Below are 23,798 nucleotides of genomic sequence, written 5' to 3'. Positions count from 1 at the left end.
TTCATGAAAACATATTTAATAAAAACACAGAAGATCTTTTTCCTGCTCTTCGCTTTTGCGTTTCTCGGTGCACAGCAGAGCTCAAAGCTGCCCAAAGACGCACTTTTCTACATGGAAATCAACGGAAAGCAGCTCAATAAAAAAATAAATTGGGAGAAGGTAAATCCTTTCTTCAAAGAACTTTCAAAAGAAAATGACAAAAAAACCGCCTCATGGAACGACTTTTCAAAGACGGGAATAAAATACGATGCAACGCAATATCATTTTGCTTCGGCGAATGATTCTATCTATGCCTACACGACTTATTTTACTTTGGATAATAATGTAAAATTTAAAGAATTCATCAATTCTGTAAAGAAAAAAGGTCAGGAGGTAACCAAAAAGAACAATTACGAATTTGTAGACATCGACAACAATATTTTTGTAGCATGGAACGACAAAAAAGCGGTTCTGAAAATGATGAACTACAGCAAACCGTACAATTACGATGTTTATGCAGACAGTGTGGTCGCTTATGTAGACAGCACAGCAGTAGCCGTGGACAGTGTTGCAGTGGCCGCCGATTATGAAGAGGAGCCAGAAAGACCTTTTGATTACAAGGAAGAAATCCAAAATTTAAAGGATGAAATTTCCTACATCAAACAAAATATTAAAGACAATAATGCCGAAATTTTAAAGCTTCAGAAAGATATAAAATATCTTGAGAAGCACAAAAAATATCCTGAAGAAAAAACAGATGTAGCCATAAGAGACACCACCTACAGAGAAGGCAGCTACGATGAAGAAATTCCGCCGCCTCCACCTCCAGTCGGGCCACGAAAATCCGGTGAGGAGGATGACATGACCGAGGAAATGGATGACTACGACTACGAGGCTGAAGCTGTTGCCGACTCTCTTTACATGAAGGAAATGGATTCAATTAATATTGAAACATTTAAAATGGTAAAGAAGTTTGCAGAAGCAGATTTCGATAAATATTTCAGTTCAAACCTTGAGCTTGAAGTGGCAAAAGATGTATTGAGTTTCAGAGACAGCAATTCTGATGTGTTTATCTATACAGATTACGCAAAAATATTTGGATTAAAATCCTACAGAAGCTTCTACAGAGAGTTTGACATTGAAAATCTCATAGGTAAAATGTACAACTCCAACTCTTCATACAATCTATATTTTGACGACGATAAGGTAAGGCTCATCAACAATTACCAGCACAAAGACAGCAACATCAACAACAGTTTTGCGGCGGTTTACAAAGGTAAAAAGAACAAAAAACTCACCGCGCTCATCAATGACAAAAGTATTGGTTATTATGCCCTGAACCTGAATGGTTATAAATATTTTGACCTCATCTACACTTTATTTGAAAATACCGGTGACGGAAAATATCAGAAAGAAATTCAGCTGATGATGGAAACTGTTAAAATCGTTCTGGATGAAGAAGCCATTTCGAAAATCGCTCCAGGAAACGGAATTTTTGTTTTGAATGAATTGAAATCTAAAAAAGTAGATTATACAGATTACGAGTACGACGAGGATTATAACGAAAAAGAAGTGAAAAAAACCAAAGATGTGATGGTTCCGGATTTCACATTTGCATTTGCTACTGAAAACGAAAGATATTGGGTCAGAATTTTTGACATGCTTGCTTCCAACAAAGACACAAAAGAAAAATTCATCAAAGAAGGTGATTTCTACAGATTTAAAGAAGGAACAAATCAGGGACCGGTGGATCAGCTGTACTTTACGGTAAAAGACGGCATCGTGTATCTGACAACTTCCAAAGAAAACATTAATCCTAAATCTCAGACAGAAATTTCCAAAAAATGGATGAAAGATTCTGAGAGATACGCAGTTTCAGGAAGATTTGATCTTCAGAAGTTACTCATTGGGCTTGATCAGGAATTCAAGGATTCTTCGGAGATAAAAATGCTGAATCTGATGAAGAAAAATGCCGGCGAATTTAATTATAAAAGTGAAGTGAAAGGCAACAGCATTCAGACTGAGATTGATTACAAAATCAAAACGTCCGCGGAAAACAGCCTGATGTATTTCTTCAATTTAGTGGATGAAATCTATAAAATATCTGAATCTGAGAAAAAAACCCATACATTATAAATGAGAAAATGGCTTCTCTTTTTGGCGCCGGCAATTGTGCTTTTGGTGGTGTATTTTGGCCTTTATCATAAAAATAAAGAACTGAAATACATCCCCGACGGCGCAGATGCTGTCGTTCTGATTGATGTGAAAAATCTGACAAGAAAATATCTTGCTGAAATGCTTTCGCATCCATCAGTCTGGTTTAAAGACAGCGGGAAAAAGGACAAAATCTCATGGAAAGATGCAGGAATTAAAATCCCTGATTTTGTGCAGTTGTTTCATCTTAAAAATGAAAATCTCACAAGCTGGAACACCGTTTTTGAAATTAAAAACAGCGAAGCATTTAAATCTTTCTTAAAAGACCAGAACTTTCAGACCAAAGGAACCAATCTTTATACAAACGGAAATATTTTCCTGAAAATAAACGGGGAATTCTGCATCGTGGGAACTTCTCAAAAGTCATTTGCTATCATTGAAAATTCATTAAAATCAAACAAAGATCTATGGAATGCCGATGATTTTATGATTGATGGAATTGGCAGTTTAGGAATTGTTAATGGTAAAAATATCGGGAAATACGCCATTCATTTGAATGATGACAGCGTTGAAATATCCAATTTTTCGGATTTAAAAAAGGCAGAAACTACACTTACACAAAATTCGGTGAACACCGGTTTTATTACAGCTCAGCTTGACCGCAAAAATATTCAAACGATTTCAGAAGTGTTTAAAACTGAACTTTTTTCTCATCCCAAAATCAATTCCGTTGATATTCATTCAGATTTAAAACAGGTTACTGATACCATCATCAGCTATGATTACGACGAAAACTTTAATGAAGTCGAAAAAATAAGCTATCAGAAAATCGTTCAGCCACAATATTTAATTCAGATTAAATCTAAAAATCCTGATGAACTCTGGAACTATTTTGAACAGAAGAAATTCATCAATACTCAAAATCAGTTTACTGCGATTCCTTTTTTACCCAACAAAATTTCAAAAAATGAAAGCGGTATTTTAATTAATACGATCAACGATCCAAAAATCAAAAACAGTTCTGAGGCAAATTTTATCTTCATTAAAAATAATCCTCTGTTACTTTCTTCGATTAAAAGTCTGTCTCCCAAACTAAGGAAAAAAGCCGGTAAGCTGAAATCGGTCTTTTTCTGGAATGAACAGAAACTAAATCTGCTTCGGTTTCAGTTTAAATCTGACGAATTACCATTAATTCTGAGGTAAATTTTAAAATATATCCAATGAATGCCGATGACCTTGCTCTGATCAGAACTTTTACGCATTATTTTCTGCATCTTATTTTTCCCGCCGTCATTGCGTATCTTTTCTTTCAGCCACACTGGAAAAAGGCTTATCTGATCATGTTGGCAACCATGCTTGTAGATTTAGACCATCTTTTGGCTAACCCAATTTTCGATTCTGACAGAATGAGCGTTGGTTTTCACCTTCTTCACTCCTACCCGATGATTGCGGTGTATTTTTTGATGCTTTTTTTTAAAGGAAATATCAGAATTGTTGCTGTCGGTCTGCTTTTTCACATGTTTACCGATTTTCAGGACTTTATGTTTTGGCAGCATTAAAATTTGATTAATATTATCTTTTAACATTGCCCTTTCCATAGATTTTTTGTATTTTAGAGACTGTTATGAAGCTAAAAGAATTTTTACACTACACCTACATTTTCCCTGTGCTGGCGGTAATTTATTACTTTCTGGGATTTATGGGAACCGGAGTTATATCTGACGTTATTGCCGGAATTCTTTTAACCGGAAGCGTACTTTCCGCTGTACACCACGCTGAAGTTGTGGCGCACAAAGTTGGCGAACCTTACGGAACCATCATTCTTGCCCTATGTATTACAATTATTGAGGTTGCATTAATTGTTTCACTGATGGTAGCCGGCGGCGAACAGGCCATTACCCTCGCGCGGGACACGGTTTTCGCAGCAGTGATGATTATTCTGAACGGAATTATCGGTATCTGTGTTCTGGTGGGTGGTGTGAAGTATTTCGAACAGTATTTTGCAAGAACCTCTGCAACGACCTATTTAGTGAGTATTGTTTCTATTCTCGTGATCACTTTGGTGCTCCCTAATTTCACATCAAGCGTGAATGGTCCTTATTACAACAGTGCACAGTTGGTTTTTGTATCGATTGCCTGTCTTGTAATTTATGGCGTTTTCCTGATGGTGCAGACCGTAAGACACAGAAGCTATTTTGTGCCGGCAGACGGTACTGCTGAAGAATATTTTATTCCGAATAAAGCACAGGCTATTATCAGTTTTGTATTTTTGGTCATCTGCCTTGTAATCGTTGTTCTGCTTGCAAAAGGTCTGTCTAAAACCATTGAGGATCTGGTACAGAGCATGGGAGCGCCGAAGTCTCTGGTAGGTGTGATCATTGCAGCTGTAGTTCTCCTTCCTGAAGGACTTGCGGCGATTCGGGCAGCGAAAAATAATCAGATACAGTCGAGTTTAAATCTGGCGTTGGGATCAGCTTTGGCAAGTATTGGTTTAAGTATTCCTGCTATTTCTGCGGTAAGTATTATGTATGATATTCCGCTGGTTTTAGGTTTGGATAAGAAAGATATTATTTTACTTACGCTATCCGTATTTATCGTAATGTTGTCTTTAAGCCGAGGAAAAACAAATGTGTTGTACGGAACAGTTTTACTTGTGAATTTAGCTGCCTATATTTTTACGGTCATTGTACCATAACCGAGGTTAAGGTTAAGGTTAAGGTTAAGGTTAAGGTTAAGGCAAAAATAAAATTTTAATGTTTTCTTGCCATTTCCATTTTGTAAGCCATCAGTTTGGCTATATTTTCCGACTTTGTAATCGCCATATCTGCATTTTCTCCACTGAAATTTTCTTCGATGGTTTGTTTCCAAAGTTTTAACCATTGCCCGAAATGATGTTTTTCCATGGCTTCCAATGCATTAATTGGGAAGTGTACCGCCATTGGATTTCCTTTATAGCTCATTTGCCCGAAGAGAATCGTTTCCCAGAAAGAATACATTTTAGGCAAATGCTTTTTGAAATCAACATTCACAATGTCTTTAAAGAAAAAACCAATTGTTTCGTCCTCAACTACTTTGTCGTAAAAACTGTTGACGAGCAGTTCTATATCTTCTCTTGATTCTAATTTTTTCATCTAACTTAAATTAAATATTAGCTAAAAACGATGTATCAAATTTAGTTTAATTCTTAATCTTACTGTAAAATATTTCATTGATAAGACTCATAAAACGGGTATTAACCGATTATCTCCACCGACAAACATTATAATTTCATAAATCAAAAAAAATTATCTTTGCACTCTGCTTTTCAGCAATTTAAAATAAATAATTTGAATTTAGACTTTTATAAAACCCAGGCTTTACAGAAACAGAAAGAACACAAAAAGTTTCTGGACAGTTTAAAAAAGAAACCACCTAAAAATCTGGATTACATCGTTCAGGAAACACATGAGGAAGTTTTTGAAAAAATAGACTGCCTTCAATGCGCCAATTGCTGTAAAACCACCGGCCCGCTTTATACTGAAAAAGATATTGAAAGAATTTCAAAGCACCTTCGCATGAAACAGGCTGACTTTGAAGCTAAATTTCTGAGAGTTGATGAAGAAAACGATAAGGTTCTACAGAATCTACCCTGCCATTTTCTGAATGAAGATAACACCTGTTCAATCTACGATGTCCGCCCGAAAGCGTGCAGAGAATATCCCCATACAGACCGGAAAAAGATTTATCAGATCAATGATTTGATGATTAAAAACACAATTATTTGTCCGGCTGCATTTGAGTTTGTGGAAAAGATGATGACGAATTTGAATAAGTAAATGTTAATCTTAAAAGGTTTTAAAATCTTTTAAATTGAGTTAAAATAAAAACTTAAATATAATTTTATTTCTGTACCTGCGTTTCAAAATGAAATCAATGCAAATTGGTTTGACATAGAAGTAGTTTTTATATATGTAATGGAGTCCTGAAATGTACTGTTTCAGGATTCTTTATTTTCAGCCTCATCCAATCTGAATTTTACCATTCTCTCCACCAAATCCAGAGGCAGATCTTCATTCAAAGGAAACTGTACTGCACCTTTCGAGAATTTGTATTTTCTTTCAATAAAATCTTTCTCAAAATATTTGATACCATCTGATGCAGGATAAAAACCGATGTGATTTTTATAGGCTGCAAAGTAAACCAACGGCTTCTTTTTATACCTGAACGCCGGCATCTGATAGCCAATATACTCCTCCAAATCAGCATTCTGTGCATGGATGGTTTTTCTGAGTAACTCCAGTTTGACCTGAACTTCCTCAGGAAAGAGAAGAAAATATTCCTCAAAATTGGTGAAGGTGTTTTTCATTGTAAAGTTTTAGTAAAAATAAAAAGAATGAACTTCTAAATAATTAAAACTTAAAAAAAATATTAATGTGATTACTGATCACAGAGTTGTACGCTATTTGTATAGTATTGATTATCACCAAAATATTATATTATGAAAAATTTAATTTTAGCAGCTTTTGCAATGGGAGGAATATCTGCTGTCTCTGCACAGACAACACCTCAGAAAACAAATACAGGTTCATCCACTGTCACGACTTCATCAACAACTCAGAAGGGCATGACTATCCCCAGAGGAAACCTTAACTCGGATGTGAGAGCGTTGAATAACAATCAATTAAGCACCGGGAACAATCTACAGGGAACTATGAATAACAATTTGGAAACCATGAATAACGGAACCATCAATTCTGCCAACCCAAACGGAACTCTTCCAATGAGTACAGGTATTATTGATAATAAAGTTTCATCGCCTGGCACCGTCAACATCGGAACTACAGGCAGTCTCAATACAAGCGGAACAGTAAATACCGGTGTTAACAGACCTGTGCCGGGATCCGGAACTGTGAATACCACCACTCCGACCACACCTGTAAAAAAGACAAAATAAGACATTTTAGTATCAAAAAAAAGCATTGAACTGGACATTCAATGCTTTCACTTTCACTATTACTTTTTCCCATTTGTAGTCCCGGGACAGGTTTTATGAAAAAAGGCCGGGAAAATTTCCCAGCCTCTATATTTTATACTACACCTTGAGCCAACATTGCTTCAGCTACTTTTACGAAGCCGGCGATGTTTGCACCTTTTACATAGTTTACATATCCGTCTTCCTCTTTACCGTAGTCTCTACAAGCTTTGTGGATTCCGATCATGATTTCTTTCAGTCTTGCATCAACTTCTTCAGAAGTCCAGTTCAGTCTGATTGAGTTTTGAGTCATCTCTAAACCTGAAGTGGCTACACCACCTGCGTTTGAAGCTTTCCCCGGAGAGAACAATACTTTGTTTTCAAGGAAATAATTGATTGCTTCCAATGTTGAAGGCATGTTTGCAGCTTCAGTCACACAAAGACAACCGTTTTCCACCAACATTTTAGCATCTTCAAAGTCAAGCTCATTCTGAGTTGCAGAAGGAATTGCAACATCACACTTCACTTCCCAAGGGCGTTTCCCGGCGTGGAAAACAGCTGATGGATATTGCTTGGCGTAATCTTCAGCTCTGTTGTTTCCGGAAGCTCTCAACTCAAGAAGGAAATCGATTTTCTCTCCGTCGATACCATCTTTATCGTATACATAACCATCAGGACCGGAAAGCGTAACCACTTTTCCGCCAAGCTCATGTACTTTTTTGATAACTCCCCATGCAACGTTACCAAAACCTGAAACAGTTACAATTTTATCTTTAAATGTTTGTCCGATCGTTTTAAGCATCTGCTCTGCGAAATACACCACTCCGTAACCTGTAGCTTCAGGACGGATCAATGAACCACCGTACGCAAGACCTTTTCCTGTAAGAACACCTGTAAATTCGTTTCTCACTTTCTTGTACTGACCGAATAAATATCCGATTTCTCTTGCTCCAACACCGATATCTCCGGCAGGAACGTCGGTTTCAGGGCCAATATGCTTGCATAATTCTGTCATGAAAGCCTGGCAGAAACGCATTACTTCCATATCAGTTTTACCTTGAGGATCAAAGTCTGAACCACCTTTACCACCTCCCATTGGAAGAGTTGTCAAAGAGTTTTTGAATACCTGCTCGAAAGCTAAGAATTTAAGTACAGAAAGGTTTACTGTTGGGTGGAAACGGATTCCCCCTTTGTAAGGTCCGATTGCAGAGTTCATCTGAATTCTGAAACCTCTGTTTACCTGAATTTCGCCTTTGTCATCAACCCATGGAACTCTGAATATAATAATTCTTTCAGCTTCAGCCATTCTCTCAAGAAGCTTCATGCCTGTATATTCTTTTCTCGTTAAGATAAACGGAATTACCGTTACGGCAACTTCTTTTACTGCCTGTAAAAATTCCGGTTCATTCGGGTTTTTTGCTTCAATCTTAGCAATAAACTCCTGAATTTTCTGGTCAATATTATATTGTTCCATATTAGGTTAGGTTGAATATTATGTCAACAAATTTAATTTTTTTTTCAAGATTCACAATAGCTTATTTGATATTTGCTGATAATTCAATAATAATGATTGCTAATATTATTAAACTGATAATATCAATCTAAATTTTATTAAAAATTAAATGTTATATCTGAAATAATGAAATATTAAGAAATCGTTAATTCTTAAATTGCTACAAATTGTCTCCCGGAAAATGATTTTACTTTTCCTAAAAGCTCCAGTTCCAGTATTACAGGCAATAATTTATGAGAAGGCACGGCAATTTTCTCTGCCAAATCATCTAAAGTGACATGTGGATTTGCCAAAATATTATTATAGATTAATTCCTGATTTTCAGACATTTGAATTGTGACTTTACTGTAAGGAAACAGCTCCTCAATAATCTCTCTTGAATCGTTGAAACCTGTAAGATCCAATAAATCTTTAATGGTCGAAATCGCTGTCGCTTTGTTCTGAAAAATAAGATGATTGCATCCCTGACTATAACGGTCTGATATTCTGCCGGGAAGCGCAAAAACATCTCTGTTGTAAGCATTTGCAAACGATGCCGTGCTGATGGAACCACCTCCGAAAGCTGTTTCTACAACGATTGTGGCTGGAGAAATTCCGGCAATAATTCTGTTTCTCTGAATGAAATTTTCTCTGTCAGGTTTTCTTGAAGAATTGAATTCTGTAAGCAACCCACCGTTCTGTTCTAAAATTTTATCTGAAAGTTTCTTATTTTTTGAGGGATAAAAAGTGTGAAAACCATGAGCTAAAACGCCAATTGTAGGGATTTGATATTTCAAAGACTGCTCATGCACTTCTTTGTCAACACCTAAAGCCAGACCGCTAACCGAAATAAAATCATGTGATTTTGTCTCTTCAAAAAAGTCTTCTATAAATTTTTTGCCGTAGGAAGTAATGTTTCTTGTACCGACAAGACTTACAGTTTTGAGTTTCGTGTCAAAATTTCCTTTCTGGTAAAGAATTGCGGGAGCATCGTCGCATTCATTCAGTAAAAACGGAAGCTCATTCTGATGTCTGAGATTTATTTTAACTGAATTTTTTTCACAAAACGAAATTTCTTTTTCGGCAAATTTTAAATGTTCGGGATTGCCAATGTCTGAAACGGTTTTTAAGCCAATTCCGTCAGTCTTACTGAGCTCTTTTTTTGAAAATTTCCAGACATTTTCGGCAGTTCCGAAACGGCGGACCAGTTTCAGAAAGTTGATGTCTCCGATGAAATTGCACTCCCGCAGCGCAATAGAATACAGTTGCTCTTCTGTGTACATTTGTGTTTTATTTTCATCAAATGTAATAAATTATGATTTATTTCTCCTTAAATCTTCCAAATGATCCCAAATATCTTCTCTTTTCTGATAAGGAAGTTCCAAAAAGTCGTCGGGATGGTTTTCTTTATATTCCTGCCAAAGTTTGTCGTCTTTTTCGCTGTAGTAATTAGGAAATTCCCAAATATACTTTTTCTTTTTCTCACCCGACTTTTTAAAAGAATACGCCAAAACGCTTCCCACAATGGCACCGGCAGAATGTGCCTGCCACGAGATTTTACTTGGCTCCAGCATTTCGCTGAACATTTCTTCCGGAAACATGCCCCAGATTAAACTTCCGTAATACAAAACAACCAGTAACGAAATTGTAAGCAGTTTCATATTCCATCGGAAGACTCCACTGAAGAAAAGAAAGAATGCAAGAACGTATACTACTCCACTTGCACCAATGGTACAGGTGTAAGTGTATTCGCCACTAACAATATCAATTGGAGGAAGTATCCAAACTAAAAATCCGGCTAAGAGCCAGCCGATCACAAATACTTTACTAGCCACTTCCGGATAAAACTGATACAGCAGAAACATCAGAATCCCAATCGGGATGGAGTTGCTTACAATATGATCTATATTCCCATGAAGGAGCGGCGCGGTGATAATTCCCAAAAGGCCTTCAGGCAGCAGAGGAATGATTGCACCGAAGCAGCTGTCAAAAAAACCGTTCATCTGCAGCAGATAACCAAACCACATCGCAGCCAGCATCAAAAACGGATAAAGCAATGCCTTTTTTGAAATTATATTTGTAATCATACCTCAAAGCTCACAAAACGAAAGCCACGTATAAATTTCGGAAATTTTGGCTTTCATTTTATGTTTATAAATATAAATGAGACAGAAAGTTATTAATTTTTATACAGTATTTTAATATTCGTAAGACATTACAGACAAATTAAAATTATTGCTGAAAACATTCATAAATCCGGAAACAGCCGTCTATTTATATATTCTTATTTTTGCACAGAACAAATTATAAGTAATGATTATGAGGAAGTTTATTCTGATTTTTTTGATGTATGCAGGGTTCACCGTGAATGCGCAGGTAATTATCAGCGATTCTGCAGCAGTAGATACCATTAAGAAACCGAGGCACTGGTCTATAGTTGCCAAAAACAGTCTGATGTTTAATCAGGCAGCATTCTCAAACTGGGTTGGTGGTGGAGCCAACAACGTAGGCTGGCTGGCAAGTGCCAACTACAATCTCGTTTATGAAAACGGCCGTAATCTCTGGGAAAATATCATCATCATGAACTACGGACAAAATACCACAAAAGGAATTGGTACACGGAAAACACAGGATGTCCTGAATCTTTCGACCAACTACGGTCTTCAGTTTTCCAAAAGCTGGTATGTGTCTACCGGAGCCAGTTTGCTTTCCCAGTTTTCCGGAGGTTTTGAAGACGGAAACAATCCTGAGGCGAAGAAAATATCCAACTTTATGGCGCCGGGCTATGTGAATGCCGGTGTCGGTATTACGTACAGACCCAACGAAAACCTTACTGTCACGATGAGACCTTTGAGCAGGTTTACTTTTGTTCTTGACCGTGAACTTCAGGTCGCCGGAACATACGGTTTAAAAGCTGACGGCGATTTTTTCCTGATGCAGATGGGTTTTCTGGGATCAGCAATTTATAAAGTGAAGCTTATGGAGAATATTGAAATGACCAACACAGGTTCCATCTTCTCAAATTATCTTGAAAATCCTGATCATATGGTTTTATCATACAATATGCTTCTGAATATGAAGATCAACAGATTCATCTCATCCATTGTAACTTTGGATCTGATGTATGATCACAACCAAATCAGAAAAACACAGCTGAAACAGACTCTCGGAGTTGGTTTTGCCTACAATCTTGATAACGGCGTGAAAAGATCCGACAGAAAAGACAGCCAGTTTTGGCTAAAAAAATAAATGAAGCAAATAAAAACAGGCAGTCTCAAAAGGGACTGCCTGTTTTTTATATAAGATTATTTGAATTAAAATTCCATACTTACTTCAAGTTTTTCTGCTAAAAGCTGCTCGATTTTCACCTTCAACGGCTCAATGTCAATGTTCTGCATCGCGTCGTTGGCAAAAGCGTAAAGAAGCAATGCCTGAGCTTCTTTTTTAGAGATTCCTCTGGCTCTCAGATAAAACAAAGCATCTTTGTTTAACTGTCCCACCGTACAGCCGTGAGAACACTTCACATCGTCTGCAAAAATTTCCAGCTGAGGCTTGGTGTCGATTGTGGCTCCTTCGCTCAGTAAAACGTTGTTGTTTTGTTGGTAAGCATTGGTTTTCTGAGCAATTTTATTTACAAAAACCTTTCCGTTGAAAACGCCGTGAGATTTATCTTTAAAAATACCTTTGTAGTTCTGATAACTCTGACAGTTCGGTGTATTGTGATGAACAGCCGTGTGGTGATCTACCAGCTGATCTTTACCAATAATCGTAATTCCGTTCATAAAAGAGTTGATATTTTCTCCGTTATGAATAAAATCCAGATTGTTTCTGATAATTTTCCCTCCGAAAGTAAACGTATTTACCGTCGTTAAGCTGTCTCTCTCCTGTTTTGCAAAAGTATGATCCACAAGATAAGAAGTATCGCTGTCATTCTGAATCTTATGCCAGTCTGCCTTTGCATTCTGATACGTGAAAATTTCGGTAACCGAATTGGTGAACACAAAACTTTCGTCAAAATTATGGTGACTTTCAATGATTTCAACTTTTGCGCCTTCTTCAACAATAAGCAAATTCCTTGTGTTATAGAATGTGTTTTCTTCCTGATTCTGAGAAAGATAAAAGATATGAATAGGCTTTTCAATCACCACATTTTTTGGCACTTTCAGGAAAAAACCATATTTGCAATACGCCTGATTCAGACTTGTAAAAGCTAAATCTTTTGCAGCAATTGTGTTGAAATACTGATCAAAAACATCTTTATGATTTTCATTATTCAAAGCGTAGTTGAAAGACAGAAATTCTGCATTTTCGATGGAAATATTTGAAAGCTCTTTGTGAAGCTGACCGTTTACAAAAACAATCCAGTCAAAATTTTCTTCTCCCAAATGCAGCTCATCCAGCTGTTCTTTGGTGATATTGTGACTTTCTTTCGGGAAAAAATTATAATCTTTCTCCGTGATTTCTTTAAGGTTGGTATACTTGTACTCTTCGTCTTTCTTTGTAGGAAACCCCAGCCCTGCAAACTTTGCCAACGCTTCGATTCTGCTTTCATCCAAAAAACGGTGACGAAGTGTATTAAGAAATCCGGGATGATTTGTAAAAATTTGTTCTGATAACATATTTGAGATTTGAAGTTTGAGATTTGAAATTGTGAATGTTCAATCAACTGACCATCACTTCCTTTAAGTTTATCGGCTTTTACCATCTGCGATTTGGCAAATAATAAATCCGTAATTTATTTTTAAAATCTCAAAACCTTCATATTTAAGTTTTTATAACTGTTTTACTGTTCAATTTCAAAATTATTTATTGCTCTCACAATGTCAAATTTCAAATACCAAATTTCACATTAATTTAGTAGCCAATCGTACCCTTTGCTTTCCAGTTCCAATGCTAAAGATTTATCACCTGTCTTAATGATTTTTCCGTTTGCTAAAACGTGTACATAATCAGGCTGAATATAATTGAGCAATCTCTGATAATGTGTAATCAGAAGAACTGCATTTCCTTCGTTTTTAAAAGCATTTACACCGTCTGCAACGATTCTCAAAGCGTCGATATCCAACCCAGAATCGGTTTCATCAAGAATTGCCAGTTTAGGATTCAGCATCATCATCTGGAAAATTTCGTTTCTCTTCTTCTCACCACCAGAAAAACCTTCGTTTAATGATCTTGAAAGAAAGTCTTTTTTAATTCCCAGCTTCTCGGATTTCTCACGAATCATTGCCAACATTTCCTTTGCCGGCATATCTTCCAGTCCGTTTGCTTTTCTGTTTTCATTTAAAGCAGCTTTAATGAAATTTGTCACAGAAACTCCCGGAATTTCCACGGGATACTGAAAAGAAAGGAAAACCCCTTTGTGAGCTCTCTCTTCAGGAGCATCTTCAATAATGTTTTCACCCTGAAAAAGAATTTCTCCTTCTGTAACTTCGTAATCTTCTTTCCCTGCGATAACAGAAGAAAGCGTTGATTTACCGGCACCGTTCGGTCCCATAATAGCATGAACTTCGCCTGGTTTGATTTCAAGATTGATACCTTTTAATATCTGTGCGCCATCTTCAATTCTGGCGTGTAGGTTTTTAATGTTTAACATATATTTTATTCGTAGTGCCCTTTTAAAGACAAAATATTTAAAATTTCAATTGTATTTTCTTCAGTAATCTGATAAATGATCCTGTGTTCTTTATCAATTCTCCTTAACCAGGTTCCAGATAAATTATATTTCAAAGGTTCTGGTTTTCCAATTCCTTCATAAGGATTAGTTTGTATGGAACGAATAAGCTGCGAAATCTTTATCAAAATAATTTTGTTTCCTGATTTCTGCCAAAAAAGCAAATCACTTTTTGCTTTATCAGAAAATATTATTTCCATAAAGCATCCAGTTCTTCAAGGGTCATTTTCGTACCTTTCCCTTCTTCTATCTCTTTTTGAGCATCCAAAATCTTCTTTACAAACTCTGGATTGTACGGACTCTGTTCTTCTTTTTTTTCAATTTCAAAGCCCAATGCTTTTGCCAGTGATTTGATCACTTCAAAATCTTTTTTCTTCAAATTTTTCAGAACAACTTCCATAACTTAAATTTTATTTAAAATTACAAAATTCTATCCAACAGACCCTTCCAAAGAAATCTCAAGTAATTTCTGAGCTTCAATGGCAAATTCCATTGGTAATTTATTTAAAACTTCCTTGCTGAAACCGTTTACAATTAAAGCAATCGCTCTTTCTGTATCAATACCTCTCTGGTTACAGTAGAAAATCTGGTCTTCACCAATTTTTGATGTTGTAGCCTCGTGCTCTAATTGAGCAGTTGGATCTTTAATTTCAATGTAAGGGAAAGTATGCGCTCCACATTCATTACCCATCAATAATGAATCGCACTGCGAGAAGTTTCGTGCTCCTTTTGCAGAAGGCATTACTTTTACCTGTCCTCTGTATGAGTTTTGAGATTTTCCTGCAGAAATTCCTTTTGATATAATCGTTGATTTTGTATTCTTACCGATGTGAATCATCTTTGTACCTGTATCGGCATACTGATGATTATTGGTTACAGCGATTGAGTAAAATTCTCCAATCGATCCGTCACCTTTCAAAATACATGAAGGATATTTCCATGTTACAGCAGATCCTGTTTCCACCTGAGTCCATGAGATTTTTGCTTTGTACTCACAAAGTCCTCTCTTGGTTACAAAATTGAAAACTCCACCTTTTCCTTCTTCATTTCCCGGATACCAGTTTTGAACTGTTGAATATTTAATTTCAGCATTATCCATTGCAATCAATTCCACAACGGCTGCGTGAAGCTGATTTTCGTCTCTTGACGGAGCGGTACATCCTTCCAGATAGGAAACATAACTTCCTTCATCAGCAATCACAAGCGTTCTTTCAAACTGACCTGTTCCCGCCTGATTGATACGGAAGTAAGTTGACAATTCCATCGGACATCTTACCCCTTTTGGAATATAGCAGAAACTTCCGTCAGAAAATACTGCGGAGTTCAATGCTGCGTAGAAGTTATCGCCTCTCGGAACTACTTTTCCAAGATATTTTCTCACCAAATCCGGATGATGTTTGATCGCCTCAGAAATCGAACAGAAAATAATTCCTTTTTCTGCCAAAGTATCCTGAAAAGTTGTTTTTACAGAAATCGAGTCAATCACGATATCTACAGCGACATTTGAAAGTCTCTTTTGCTCTTCGATGTTGATTCCTAACTTAGCGAATGTTGCCAGTAATTCAGGGTCAACCTCATCTAAGCTTGCCAATTCCGGCTTTGCTTTTGGAGCTGCGTAGTATTTTATCGCCTGAAAATCTGGTTTTTCGTATTTAATGTTGGCCCATTCAGGCTCAACCATTTTCAACCAGATTCTGAAAGATTCCAAACGCCATTCTGTCATCCATTCCGGCTCTTCTTTTTTAGCAGAAATAGCGCGGACGATGTCTTCGTTCAGACCAGTAGGAAAATCTTCGTAGTCGAGTATCGTTTCCCAGCCGAATTCGTACTTTTTGTTTTCTAAATCGACTCTTAAGTCGTCTTCAGTATATTTACTCATAATTAGTATTCAAAATCCAAAACTTTGAATTTCTGAATTAATTTTAACTGTATTAAATGTAGAAACTTTAATTATTATAAAGTCTCCTGCCTTTTGTTAAAAGCTGTTGCTTTTTTTAAAACCAAATCTTTCGGTCTGATTTGTATACAATTGAGCGTCATCTCAATTTTGAATTTTAAACCTCAATATTAATTAAAGAGAAAAACTCTCTCCACAACCACAGGTTCTGGATGCATTTGGATTATTAAAAATAAATCCCTTCCCGTTCAAACCCCCGGAGTATTCCAAAACAGTTCCTGCCAGATAAAGTATTGCTTTTTTCTCAACAACGATTTTAATCCCGTTATCTTCGAAAATCTGATCAGTTTCTCCTTTTTTATTGTCGAAACCCAGCACATACTCTAAACCTGAACAACCACCGCTCTTCACTCCAACTCTTATATAATCTTCAGCAGGATCAAAGCCGTCTTCTGTCATCAGCTGAACTGCTTTTACCTTTGCCTGATCGCTTACTTTTATCATTGTTTCTATTTAGAATGAATTTAGTCTGCAAATTTACGACTAATAATCAGTAAATAAAAATTGGTGTTTTTATTTTTAACTATTTTTATCATTGATAAGTTTAACTTTGCCAAAAGATTAATATCCAACCTTAAAATTAAAACAGAATGAAAAAAATTTTCTTCCTGACGACCTGTTTCGCAGCATTGAGTTTCAACGCACAGGTAAACCGTTTTGTGTATCAGGTTACCATGAAATCTGACGCTGAAAATAAAAACGATGTTAAAACTGAGAATGCCTATCTGGACATTTCCAAAGAGAAATCTCAGTTTTATTCTGAAAACCGTATCAAAAGAGATTCTGTAATGCAGGCGATGTTTCAGAGTGGCGGTGCTAGAAATTTCAACCGTGAACAGATGGAAGGTTTGAGAACCAACATTGATTATTCTATTGAAAAAGATAAATCTACACAGAAAGTTACTTATAAAAACAGAATCGGAAGAGATGTTTACTCTTATGAAGAAGAGCGGCCAATCAGCTGGAAAATGCTTTCTGAAACTACGAAAATCGGTGATTACAAAGTGCAGAAAGCTGAAACAGATTTTGCAGGACGAAAATGGACTGCATGGTTCACCACTGATCTTCCCTATCAGGACGGACCTTACAAATTTGCAGGTCTACCCGGATTAATTGTAAAAATTGAGGATGACAAAGCAGAATATTCATTTGATTTAATGAGAAACTATAAAGTTGCAGATTTTCCTGAAACCAACCGTTTCGGAAATACGATGAAGGTAAAAAGAAGCGATTACAACAAACAGCTGGAAAAGTTCAGAAAAGATCCGCAAGCTTTCATGAGTGCTCAAAACACTGGTGGCGGTGGCGGAATAAGAATTGGCGCACCAAGTCCACCCATGAGTCGTGGCGGCGGAAATCAGAATTCTGCTGAGATGAGAAAAAGAAGAGAGGAAAGAATGAAAGAGGAAATGAAACGCAACAGCAATCCGATAGAATTAAATTAATATATCAACCGAAGTTCGACGAGCTTCGGTTTTTGTTTTCTTCAACTTTAAAGCTTACAATTAAATAATTTACATACTTTTTTGCTTATATTTACATAAATAACCTTTTGTGAAGTATTGTATTTTCTTTTTTATAAACCTTTCAGCCATGCTCTTTTCTCAGCAGACGGAAGATTTCCGCGCTGTAAAAATGTATTACAACCAACACAGAAGCATGCTGAATCAGGAGTTCAAAAAGAAATTTGATAAAGAACAAAATAACTTCGTGAAAATTTCCATCAAAAAAGATTTTCAGCTTTTTATGAGAAAGATGGACAGTATTGAAAATGTTGCCCTCATAGGAGTTCTTCTGAAAACAAAAAATCTTGAAGACCTCGAACGCTTTAACTCTGTAAAATCACAGATTCAGAACAGAAAAGACGTTGCACAGACCATTGACAAAGACGCAGATTATCCTGGCGGCATCAATGCTTTAAGGCAGGAAGTTGCCAATCTTTTCTATTCAGACGGAGTTTACACTGATGTGAAAGACTTAAAAACACACGTCGACTTCATTGTGGAAAAAGACGGAAGTATCTCGCATGTAAAAGCAGAAGGAGAAAATTTCACTTTCAACAGACAGGCTGAGATCGCGCTGTATTCTGTTGCAGAAAAGTTTTCGCCTTTATACATCAACGGAATTCCCGTGAGATCCCGCTTCAAACTGCCATTAAGCTTGAAATTTGATTAAAATTTCATAAAAAAGTTCACCGTGTCGTGGGAATGTTTATTTTTGGCAAAAAAACTTCATGAAAAAACTCTTTACAATTTTAACGGTTTTATTTACAGCAATAAACCTTTTTGCACAGGATCTAAACTCCACTCAGGAATCCGCCTCAGAAAGAAAAAACGACATCGTCGTGGATCCTATTCTTCTTATTGCAGTACCGATGATCAACGTGTCTTATGAGAGAATTCTCAATAAAGACATGGGTGTGGGTTTGAATGCCATGATAACATTAGATGATAATGTAGATAATTTTACGCAATTCTCTCCTTATTTTAGATATTATATGGGGGGAAAATATGCCCAAGGATTCTTTTTCGAGGGTTTTATCCCTGTTACAACTGATAGCTATAGTTCATATGATTATTATAGCAATGGAAATTTTAATTATAGAGATGAGAAGCTAACAACAGTTGGTATTGGTTTTGGCGTTGGTGGAAAATGGGTAATTAAAGAAAGATTAGTCATCGAAGCAAGTGGCGGAATCGCCAGAAGATTTGGAACAGATAGAAATAATTATTCTGAGCCTGTTACCGGAAAAATCATGGGTGGCATTGGTTACAGATTTTAATTATAATAAAAAATATATCCTGAAAAGCTTAGTTTTGTACTAAGCTTTTATTTTTATGTTTACAGACGAATATTTTATGAAAATGGCTTTTCAGGAAGCTCAACTCGCATTGGAAAAGGATGAAGTTCCCATTGGCTGCGTCATTGTTTCAAACGACAGAATTATTGCGAGAGCTCATAATTTAACTGAAACCTTAAACGATGTTACCGCTCACGCAGAAATGCAGGCCATCACCTCAGCCGCCAATTTTTTAGGTGGAAAATACCTCATCAACTGTACACTGTACGTTACGATGGAACCTTGTGTCATGTGTTCAGGAGCATTGAGCTGGTCACAGATTTCAAAAGTTGTGATCGGTGCCAGAGATGAGCAGCGCGGATTCATCAACAAAAACCTCAGTCTTCATCCCAAAACAGAGATCGTCTCCGGAATTATGGAAAATGAATGCTCAGCGATTGTAAAAGAGTTTTTTAGATCGAAAAGATAAACCAGGTTAAGGATGAGGCTCAGGTTTAGAAGAAAATCATCGCAACCTCAACCTTAACCTCAACCTTTGTTAAATATCTTTCCCTAAAAAATACAATCCCTTCAAAGTATGAAGCCGATCTGCCAGATGTATTTTGTCCGTCAACGGTTTGTAAACGTGGGAAACGCCACCAGTGGCGATAACGAAACAGTCGTCGTTGACTTCATCATTAATTCGGTCGATGAAACCTTCCACCATTCCTAAAAAACCGTAGACCATCCCGCTTTGCATGCAGGAAACAGTGTCTAATCCCAAAACAGATTTCGGTTTTACCAGTTCAATTTCCGGAAGTTGGGCGGTCTGACTGATCAGTGAATTCAAAGCCGTCACAATGCCCGGAGCAATGATAACACCCAGACATTCGCCATTTTCAGCGACGCAGCTTGCCGTAAGGGCAGTTCCAAAATCAAGAACGATTTTTTTTCTGTCCGGATACATGTTGTGAGCCGCCACAAGATTGGCATAAATATCAGTTCCCATTTGTTTTGACTTCGCAACAACCGCTGAAGGTGTATTTCGATCGACCATGATGGGCATGATTCCATGGATTTTTCTTATTGCTGAGCTAATCTCCCTCGTCAGCTGCGGGACTACAGAACCGATGATGATTTTCCCGATTTTTTCAGGATCAACTTTATAGGTTTGATAAAGAATCAGCATCTGACCGTGAAGCTCGTCGGCTGTACGGTAAGGTTTTGTATTAATGACCCAGGAAATTTCGCAGTTGTCACCATTAAAAAGTCCGAATCTGATATTGCTGTTGCCAACGTTGATTACGATTGAATTCATACTTCTTGTTTATTCAGCAGTTCTTACAAAAAGCTGATATTAATTTTTCCGGTTTAAATGTAAGGATTTGCTGCAGAAAAAAACAAATTTTGCAAACATCTTATCAATCTCAAAATTTTTGTAGTCCTTTTTTTTAAAGTTTACATAAAAAAACCTGTGAAGCATTACACTCCACAGATTTAAATATTTAATCAAAGTTCTAAAAGTTATCTTACTTGCTGGAAGGTGTTTCCCTGTCTGATGTCTCCGGAATTGTAGCCTTTCATAAACCATTCTTTACGCTGTGCAGATGAGCCATGTGTAAAGCTCTCCTGATTCACATATCCCTGAGATCTTTTCTGGATATTGTCATCGCCCACGGCTTCTGCGGCTTCCACAGCTGATTCCAAATCACCGGGTTCTAAGAAACTTTCTCTCTCGTTGGAGTATCTTGCCCAAAGTCCGGCATAGAAATCGGCCTGAAGTTCGGTAGCTACAGACATTTTGTTGAGATCAGATTCAGAATAACGGCCGCTTTGTCTGGCATTATGGGTTTCATTTAAAACACCTAAAAGATTTTGTACGTGGTGTCCCATTTCGTGAGCCATAACGTAGGCAATGGTAAATTCTGTAACCTTGGCTCCGAATTTTGACTGAAGTTCATTGAAGAAACTCATATCCATATAAACCGATTGATCGGCAGGGCAATAAAAAGGTCCCATCGCAGATTGTGCTGTTCCGCAGCCAGATGAAGTATTTCTTCAAACAGAACTACTTTTGCAGGTTTATACTGCATATTGTTTTCGGCAAAAATTTTCTGCCAGGTTTGTTCATTTTCAGCAGTAATCATTTGAATGAAACTTCTCACATTGAGTTCTTCTTTGGATAGCTGTCTTTGTTCGGTCTGCTGTGGAGAGCCTCCTCCTGAAGAAAGAATTGCGGAAGGATCGCCTCCCAGAAAGAAAACAATGGCTGCAATGATAATGGTTCCAAGACCTCCGCCCACGGCCATTCCGCCACCGCCCAGGCCTCTTCTGTCATCTACATTGTCACTTCTGTCGTTTGTCCATTTCATATCTGTTATTTTTTTAGGTAAATTTAAAATTTTAAATAATATTTTTGTAGAAAAATATAACGAAAGTGAGAAAATTTAAATTCTGTCTTCTAATTTTTGGCTTGATGACCGCTGTAGCTTGTGAAGAAACCGAAGAGAAAGAAGATGAGGTACAAAATGTAGATAAAAAAGCATCTGTAGAAACAGAGCTTTCTGTACAGCACATCGATACTGCCGATGTTTTGATTACCAAGCATAAAATCTGGAAAGACAATAAACTTTTCAAAGAAATCATCAAAAGAGATACAATTCCTGCTTTGGGCGATTCTCTGCAAATGGTGGAGGATGCCAACGGAAATGAGCACAATACCAAAGTGAAAAAAGATTACGAATTTTATATCACGGTACAGTAATGAAAAAATCAAAATCTATAAAGTTACTTTTCGTGACCGGAATTTTGGCGGCCTGCTCTCAGGAACCGTCAAAAGTGCAGGGACAAAACGAAAAGAAGGTGTATATGCGTTCAGATTCCACGGCGTCTTATTCAAGGTCGCATGGTTTTATGACAGGGCTTTTGCTGTATCACGCTTTCAGACCGTATGGGGCTTACAGCAATGGTGCTTTTCAAAGAACAGGATACTACAGCGATGCCATCAGTTCAAAATCGAATATCGGAAGAAGCACATACAAAGGAAATGTAGTAAGTGGCGGAATGGGCAGAAGCGGTTTCAGGGCATCATCTTAGAATTTAAAAATGAAAAGAATACCCTCACCATTCAGAAAAAACTGGGAACACAAGCTTGAAAATTTAGGTTTTGGATATCATTCTATGGAAGATTTGTATTGGGATGAAAGTCTTTATTACGAACTTTCCATGGATGAAGTGAACACCATCGAAAGGGCAACTGCAGAATTGTGGCAGATGTGTCTGGAAGCTGTAGATTATGTTATCGACAAGAATCTTTGGGACAGGTTTAATATTCCTGAATATTTCAGAAAATATATCGTCACGAGCTGGGAAGAAGATCATCCTTCGATTTACGGAAGGTTTGATTTTGGTTTTGACGGGAAAAATTTAAAACTTCTTGAATTCAATGCTGATACGCCGACTTCTCTTTACGAAGGCTCTGTTATTCAGTGGTACTGGTTACAGGAAATGTTTCCGGGGAAAGATCAGTTTAATTCCATCCATGAAAAACTGGTTGATTACTGGACGTATCTTAAAAAATATATGGATCCGCATTATATTTATTTTGCTTCCCTTACAAATATTGAAGACGTCACCAATGTGGAATATCTGCGTGATTGTGCTACACAGGCTGGTTTTGAAACTGAATTTATTCCGATTCAGGATATTGGCTGGGCGGAAGATGTGGGAGAGTTCATTGCGGCTGACCGAAGTGTAATGGAATATATTTTCAAACTTTATCCTTACGAATGGATTTTGGATGACGGTTTTGGTGAAAAATTAGTTAAAAATAATTTCAGATCTCAATGGATCGAGCCGTCATGGAAAATACTTCTTTCTTCAAAAGCTATTTTGCCTATTTTATGGGAAATGTATCCAAATCACCCCTATCTTTTGGAGTGTTATTTTGAACAGAGAACTCTAACGAGTTTCGTAAAAAAACCAATCTATTCACGGGAGGGAGCGAATGTGAGTATTCACAAAAATAGTGTTCTGTTGGAGAAAAATGAAGGCGAGTATGGCAAAACCGGTTTCATCTATCAGCAGTTGTTTGATCTTCCCAACTTCGACGGAAATCATCCTGTCATCGGAAGCTGGGTCATCGGTCAGGAGGCTGCCGGAATCGGCATCAGGGAAAGTGTCAATTTAATTACGAATAATCAAAGTCGGTTTGTGCCTCATTTAATTGATCAGAACAAACTGTATATAAAAGAAAAGGAGCTGTGAAAAGCTCCTTTGTTATTTTTAAAGATTTAGGAATTATTTCCCGAAACCAATATTTCCTTTTTTGTCTGAAAGATTCTTTTTAAAATCAATCATTCTCAAAGCCGTTACCGCCGCTTCAACGCCTTTATTTCCAAGGTCGCCGCCACTTCTTGCGATTGACTGTTCTTTGGTGTCATCAGTTAAAACGCAGAAAATAGTTGGGGTATCTGTTAAAATATTGCAGTCTTTAATTCCTTGTGCCACGGCATCACATACAAAATCAAAATGAGGCGTTTCGCCACGGATTACGCATCCTATAGAAATTACCGCATCAAACTTACGTTCTTTGCAAAGCTGCATGCTTGCATAATTCAGTTCAAAAGCTCCCGGAACCGAAAAAAGTCTGATGTTTTCTTTTTTTACGCCTTCTTTTTCAAGAATTTCAAGCGCTGCATCACGAAGATTGTAGGTTACAAAGTCATTCCACTCAGAAAAAACAATGCCGATAGAAAAATCTTCGGCATTGGATATATGAAGTGGCTTGTAATCTGAAAGATTAACTGTTGCCAT

The 23,798-nt window shown here is 37.1% G+C and carries 27 protein-coding genes and 1 pseudogene; 14 read left to right on the top strand and 14 right to left on the bottom strand.

The genetic code is table 11. From position 1 onward, the window contains the following. The first annotated feature begins 3 nt into the window (after nucleotides 1-3). The 4 genes from NG809_RS10625 (at nucleotide 4) to NG809_RS10610 (ending at nucleotide 4,828) form a co-directional block, all read left to right on the top strand. The gene (locus tag NG809_RS10625) at nucleotides 4-2,115 is read left to right on the top strand and encodes a hypothetical protein (RefSeq protein WP_262150487.1); all 2,112 of its coding nucleotides are present in this window, start codon (nucleotides 4-6) and stop codon (nucleotides 2,113-2,115) included. Beyond that, nucleotides 2,116-3,336 (top strand): hypothetical protein, encoded by a 1,221-nt coding sequence (locus tag NG809_RS10620; RefSeq protein ID WP_262150485.1) that lies wholly within the window; start codon nucleotides 2,116-2,118, stop codon nucleotides 3,334-3,336. A 17-nt stretch (nucleotides 3,337-3,353) separates the two neighbouring features. After that, the gene (locus NG809_RS10615; protein ID WP_262150484.1) at nucleotides 3,354-3,692 is read left to right on the top strand and encodes a DUF6122 family protein; all 339 of its coding nucleotides are present in this window, start codon (nucleotides 3,354-3,356) and stop codon (nucleotides 3,690-3,692) included. 65 nt (nucleotides 3,693-3,757) lie between these two features. Then, on the top strand, nucleotides 3,758-4,828 hold the full coding sequence (locus NG809_RS10610; protein ID WP_262150483.1) for a calcium:proton antiporter: 1,071 nt from the start codon (nucleotides 3,758-3,760) through the stop codon (nucleotides 4,826-4,828). 55 nt (nucleotides 4,829-4,883) lie between these two features. Here the strand turns inward: NG809_RS10610 and NG809_RS10605 are convergent, their stop codons facing one another. Further along, nucleotides 4,884-5,264 (bottom strand): group III truncated hemoglobin, encoded by a 381-nt coding sequence (locus NG809_RS10605; protein ID WP_262150481.1) that lies wholly within the window; start codon nucleotides 5,262-5,264, stop codon nucleotides 4,884-4,886. Nucleotides 5,265-5,459: 195 nt separating this feature from the next. Between NG809_RS10605 and NG809_RS10600 the strand changes: the two genes are divergently transcribed. Next, a complete protein-coding gene (locus NG809_RS10600; RefSeq protein ID WP_262150479.1) occupies nucleotides 5,460-5,948 on the top strand; it encodes a YkgJ family cysteine cluster protein in 489 nt (162 codons plus the stop codon). A gap of 161 nt (nucleotides 5,949-6,109) precedes the next feature. On the opposite strand, the gene NG809_RS10595 is transcribed toward NG809_RS10600, so the two are convergent. Further along, nucleotides 6,110-6,478, bottom strand: a complete 369-nt coding sequence (locus NG809_RS10595) for an iron chaperone (protein ID WP_262150477.1) — start codon at nucleotides 6,476-6,478, stop codon at nucleotides 6,110-6,112. A gap of 132 nt (nucleotides 6,479-6,610) precedes the next feature. Between NG809_RS10595 and NG809_RS10590 the strand changes: the two genes are divergently transcribed. Continuing rightward, on the top strand, nucleotides 6,611-7,066 hold the full coding sequence (locus tag NG809_RS10590) for a hypothetical protein (protein WP_262150470.1): 456 nt from the start codon (nucleotides 6,611-6,613) through the stop codon (nucleotides 7,064-7,066). 133 nt (nucleotides 7,067-7,199) lie between these two features. Here NG809_RS10590 and gdhA read toward each other — a convergent pair whose 3' ends face one another. The 3 genes from gdhA to NG809_RS10575 form a co-directional block, all read right to left on the bottom strand. Further along, nucleotides 7,200-8,558, bottom strand: a complete 1,359-nt coding sequence (gdhA, locus tag NG809_RS10585) for an NADP-specific glutamate dehydrogenase (protein WP_262150468.1) — start codon at nucleotides 8,556-8,558, stop codon at nucleotides 7,200-7,202. Nucleotides 8,559-8,749: 191 nt separating this feature from the next. Next, entirely contained in the window at nucleotides 8,750-9,859 is a 1,110-nt protein-coding gene (gene dprA, locus NG809_RS10580; RefSeq protein ID WP_262150466.1) for a DNA-processing protein DprA, read from the bottom strand. A 30-nt stretch (nucleotides 9,860-9,889) separates the two neighbouring features. Beyond that, nucleotides 9,890-10,663 carry a rhomboid family intramembrane serine protease gene (locus NG809_RS10575; RefSeq protein ID WP_262150464.1) on the bottom strand — a complete coding sequence of 258 codons (774 nt, stop codon included), beginning with the start codon at nucleotides 10,661-10,663 and terminating at the stop codon, nucleotides 9,890-9,892. Nucleotides 10,664-10,895: 232 nt separating this feature from the next. On the opposite strand from NG809_RS10575, the gene NG809_RS10570 reads away from it, so the two are divergent. Then, the gene (locus NG809_RS10570; protein WP_262150462.1) at nucleotides 10,896-11,825 is read left to right on the top strand and encodes a DUF3078 domain-containing protein; all 930 of its coding nucleotides are present in this window, start codon (nucleotides 10,896-10,898) and stop codon (nucleotides 11,823-11,825) included. A 65-nt stretch (nucleotides 11,826-11,890) separates the two neighbouring features. Here NG809_RS10570 and sufD read toward each other — a convergent pair whose 3' ends face one another. From sufD to NG809_RS10540, 6 genes are all read right to left on the bottom strand, one after another. Next, nucleotides 11,891-13,195 carry a Fe-S cluster assembly protein SufD gene (sufD, locus tag NG809_RS10565; protein WP_262150460.1) on the bottom strand — a complete coding sequence of 435 codons (1,305 nt, stop codon included), beginning with the start codon at nucleotides 13,193-13,195 and terminating at the stop codon, nucleotides 11,891-11,893. A gap of 230 nt (nucleotides 13,196-13,425) precedes the next feature. Further along, nucleotides 13,426-14,169 (bottom strand): Fe-S cluster assembly ATPase SufC, encoded by a 744-nt coding sequence (sufC, locus tag NG809_RS10560; protein ID WP_262150458.1) that lies wholly within the window; start codon nucleotides 14,167-14,169, stop codon nucleotides 13,426-13,428. A 5-nt stretch (nucleotides 14,170-14,174) separates the two neighbouring features. After that, complete coding sequence (locus tag NG809_RS10555; protein WP_262150456.1) at nucleotides 14,175-14,447, bottom strand: Txe/YoeB family addiction module toxin; 273 nt, start codon at nucleotides 14,445-14,447, stop codon at nucleotides 14,175-14,177. Beyond that, nucleotides 14,438-14,647, bottom strand: coding sequence for a DUF2683 family protein (locus tag NG809_RS10550; RefSeq protein WP_191736885.1), 210 nt, complete (start codon nucleotides 14,645-14,647; stop codon nucleotides 14,438-14,440). The genes NG809_RS10555 and NG809_RS10550 overlap by 10 nt, the downstream gene beginning before the upstream one ends. 30 nt (nucleotides 14,648-14,677) lie before the next feature. Then, complete coding sequence (sufB, locus tag NG809_RS10545; RefSeq protein ID WP_262150452.1) at nucleotides 14,678-16,126, bottom strand: Fe-S cluster assembly protein SufB; 1,449 nt, start codon at nucleotides 16,124-16,126, stop codon at nucleotides 14,678-14,680. Nucleotides 16,127-16,318: 192 nt separating this feature from the next. Further along, complete coding sequence (locus NG809_RS10540; protein ID WP_262150451.1) at nucleotides 16,319-16,648, bottom strand: HesB/IscA family protein; 330 nt, start codon at nucleotides 16,646-16,648, stop codon at nucleotides 16,319-16,321. 146 nt (nucleotides 16,649-16,794) lie between these two features. On the opposite strand from NG809_RS10540, the gene NG809_RS10535 reads away from it, so the two are divergent. The 4 genes from NG809_RS10535 (at nucleotide 16,795) to NG809_RS10520 (ending at nucleotide 19,473) form a co-directional block, all read left to right on the top strand. Then, a complete protein-coding gene (locus NG809_RS10535; protein ID WP_262150449.1) occupies nucleotides 16,795-17,649 on the top strand; it encodes a GLPGLI family protein in 855 nt (284 codons plus the stop codon). Between the two features lie 148 nt (nucleotides 17,650-17,797). Next, nucleotides 17,798-18,379 (top strand): hypothetical protein, encoded by a 582-nt coding sequence (locus tag NG809_RS10530; RefSeq protein WP_262150447.1) that lies wholly within the window; start codon nucleotides 17,798-17,800, stop codon nucleotides 18,377-18,379. A 58-nt stretch (nucleotides 18,380-18,437) separates the two neighbouring features. Beyond that, nucleotides 18,438-18,986, top strand: coding sequence for a DUF3575 domain-containing protein (locus NG809_RS10525; protein ID WP_262150445.1), 549 nt, complete (start codon nucleotides 18,438-18,440; stop codon nucleotides 18,984-18,986). Between the two features lie 55 nt (nucleotides 18,987-19,041). After that, nucleotides 19,042-19,473: a nucleoside deaminase gene (locus NG809_RS10520; RefSeq protein ID WP_262150443.1), complete on the top strand. Its 432-nt coding sequence runs from the start codon at nucleotides 19,042-19,044 to the stop codon at nucleotides 19,471-19,473. A 69-nt stretch (nucleotides 19,474-19,542) separates the two neighbouring features. Here the strand turns inward: NG809_RS10520 and NG809_RS10515 are convergent, their stop codons facing one another. Next, nucleotides 19,543-20,301, bottom strand: a complete 759-nt coding sequence (locus NG809_RS10515) for a type III pantothenate kinase (protein ID WP_262150441.1) — start codon at nucleotides 20,299-20,301, stop codon at nucleotides 19,543-19,545. Between the two features lie 206 nt (nucleotides 20,302-20,507). After that, nucleotides 20,508-21,355: pseudogene (gene ypfJ / locus NG809_RS10510) on the bottom strand (KPN_02809 family neutral zinc metallopeptidase). A 65-nt stretch (nucleotides 21,356-21,420) separates the two neighbouring features. Here ypfJ and NG809_RS10505 point away from each other — a divergent pair. Genes NG809_RS10505 through NG809_RS10495 form a run of 3 tightly spaced genes read left to right on the top strand, consistent with a single transcriptional unit; the run spans nucleotide 21,421 to nucleotide 23,249 of the window. Further along, nucleotides 21,421-21,747, top strand: coding sequence for a hypothetical protein (locus tag NG809_RS10505; RefSeq protein WP_262150440.1), 327 nt, complete (start codon nucleotides 21,421-21,423; stop codon nucleotides 21,745-21,747). Beyond that, nucleotides 21,747-22,079 carry a hypothetical protein gene (locus NG809_RS10500; RefSeq protein ID WP_262150439.1) on the top strand — a complete coding sequence of 111 codons (333 nt, stop codon included), beginning with the start codon at nucleotides 21,747-21,749 and terminating at the stop codon, nucleotides 22,077-22,079. The genes NG809_RS10505 and NG809_RS10500 overlap by 1 nt, the downstream gene beginning before the upstream one ends. 9 nt (nucleotides 22,080-22,088) lie before the next feature. Beyond that, nucleotides 22,089-23,249 carry a glutathionylspermidine synthase family protein gene (locus tag NG809_RS10495; protein WP_262150437.1) on the top strand — a complete coding sequence of 387 codons (1,161 nt, stop codon included), beginning with the start codon at nucleotides 22,089-22,091 and terminating at the stop codon, nucleotides 23,247-23,249. Between the two features lie 33 nt (nucleotides 23,250-23,282). Here NG809_RS10495 and ribH read toward each other — a convergent pair whose 3' ends face one another. After that, a complete protein-coding gene (ribH, locus tag NG809_RS10490; RefSeq protein WP_262150435.1) occupies nucleotides 23,283-23,798 on the bottom strand; it encodes a 6,7-dimethyl-8-ribityllumazine synthase in 516 nt (171 codons plus the stop codon).

The sequence above is a fragment of the Chryseobacterium foetidum genome (assembly GCF_025457425.1).
Classification (GTDB): Bacteria; Bacteroidota; Bacteroidia; order Flavobacteriales; family Weeksellaceae; genus Chryseobacterium; species Chryseobacterium foetidum.
Note: the sequence above shows the minus strand (reverse complement) of the source record. Positions and strands in the feature narration are given on the sequence as shown.

Bases quoted from the DNA above. Each gene is read 5' to 3' on its own strand.
- NG809_RS10625 (WP_262150487.1), top strand. From the start codon at position 4: ATGAAAACATATTTAATAAAAACACAGAAGATCTTTTTCCTGCTCTTC.
- NG809_RS10620 (WP_262150485.1), top strand. From the start codon at position 2,116: ATGAGAAAATGGCTTCTCTTTTTGGCGCCGGCAATTGTGCTTTTGGTG.
- NG809_RS10615 (WP_262150484.1), top strand. From the start codon at position 3,354: ATGAATGCCGATGACCTTGCTCTGATCAGAACTTTTACGCATTATTTT.
- NG809_RS10610 (WP_262150483.1), top strand. From the start codon at position 3,758: ATGAAGCTAAAAGAATTTTTACACTACACCTACATTTTCCCTGTGCTG.
- NG809_RS10605 (WP_262150481.1), bottom strand. From the start codon at position 5,264: ATGAAAAAATTAGAATCAAGAGAAGATATAGAACTGCTCGTCAACAGT.
- NG809_RS10595 (WP_262150477.1), bottom strand. From the start codon at position 6,478: ATGAAAAACACCTTCACCAATTTTGAGGAATATTTTCTTCTCTTTCCT.
- NG809_RS10590 (WP_262150470.1), top strand. From the start codon at position 6,611: ATGAAAAATTTAATTTTAGCAGCTTTTGCAATGGGAGGAATATCTGCT.
- gdhA (WP_262150468.1), bottom strand. From the start codon at position 8,558: ATGGAACAATATAATATTGACCAGAAAATTCAGGAGTTTATTGCTAAG.
- dprA (WP_262150466.1), bottom strand. From the start codon at position 9,859: ATGTACACAGAAGAGCAACTGTATTCTATTGCGCTGCGGGAGTGCAAT.
- NG809_RS10575 (WP_262150464.1), bottom strand. From the start codon at position 10,663: ATGATTACAAATATAATTTCAAAAAAGGCATTGCTTTATCCGTTTTTG.
- NG809_RS10570 (WP_262150462.1), top strand. From the start codon at position 10,896: ATGAGGAAGTTTATTCTGATTTTTTTGATGTATGCAGGGTTCACCGTG.
- sufD (WP_262150460.1), bottom strand. From the start codon at position 13,195: ATGTTATCAGAACAAATTTTTACAAATCATCCCGGATTTCTTAATACA.
- sufC (WP_262150458.1), bottom strand. From the start codon at position 14,169: ATGTTAAACATTAAAAACCTACACGCCAGAATTGAAGATGGCGCACAG.
- NG809_RS10555 (WP_262150456.1), bottom strand. From the start codon at position 14,447: ATGGAAATAATATTTTCTGATAAAGCAAAAAGTGATTTGCTTTTTTGG.
- NG809_RS10550 (WP_191736885.1), bottom strand. From the start codon at position 14,647: ATGGAAGTTGTTCTGAAAAATTTGAAGAAAAAAGATTTTGAAGTGATC.
- sufB (WP_262150452.1), bottom strand. From the start codon at position 16,126: ATGAGTAAATATACTGAAGACGACTTAAGAGTCGATTTAGAAAACAAA.
- NG809_RS10540 (WP_262150451.1), bottom strand. From the start codon at position 16,648: ATGATAAAAGTAAGCGATCAGGCAAAGGTAAAAGCAGTTCAGCTGATG.
- NG809_RS10535 (WP_262150449.1), top strand. From the start codon at position 16,795: ATGAAAAAAATTTTCTTCCTGACGACCTGTTTCGCAGCATTGAGTTTC.
- NG809_RS10530 (WP_262150447.1), top strand. From the start codon at position 17,798: ATGCTCTTTTCTCAGCAGACGGAAGATTTCCGCGCTGTAAAAATGTAT.
- NG809_RS10525 (WP_262150445.1), top strand. From the start codon at position 18,438: ATGAAAAAACTCTTTACAATTTTAACGGTTTTATTTACAGCAATAAAC.
- NG809_RS10520 (WP_262150443.1), top strand. From the start codon at position 19,042: ATGTTTACAGACGAATATTTTATGAAAATGGCTTTTCAGGAAGCTCAA.
- NG809_RS10515 (WP_262150441.1), bottom strand. From the start codon at position 20,301: ATGAATTCAATCGTAATCAACGTTGGCAACAGCAATATCAGATTCGGA.
- NG809_RS10500 (WP_262150439.1), top strand. From the start codon at position 21,747: ATGAAAAAATCAAAATCTATAAAGTTACTTTTCGTGACCGGAATTTTG.
- NG809_RS10495 (WP_262150437.1), top strand. From the start codon at position 22,089: ATGAAAAGAATACCCTCACCATTCAGAAAAAACTGGGAACACAAGCTT.
- ribH (WP_262150435.1), bottom strand. From the start codon at position 23,798: ATGGCAACAGTTAATCTTTCAGATTACAAGCCACTTCATATATCCAAT.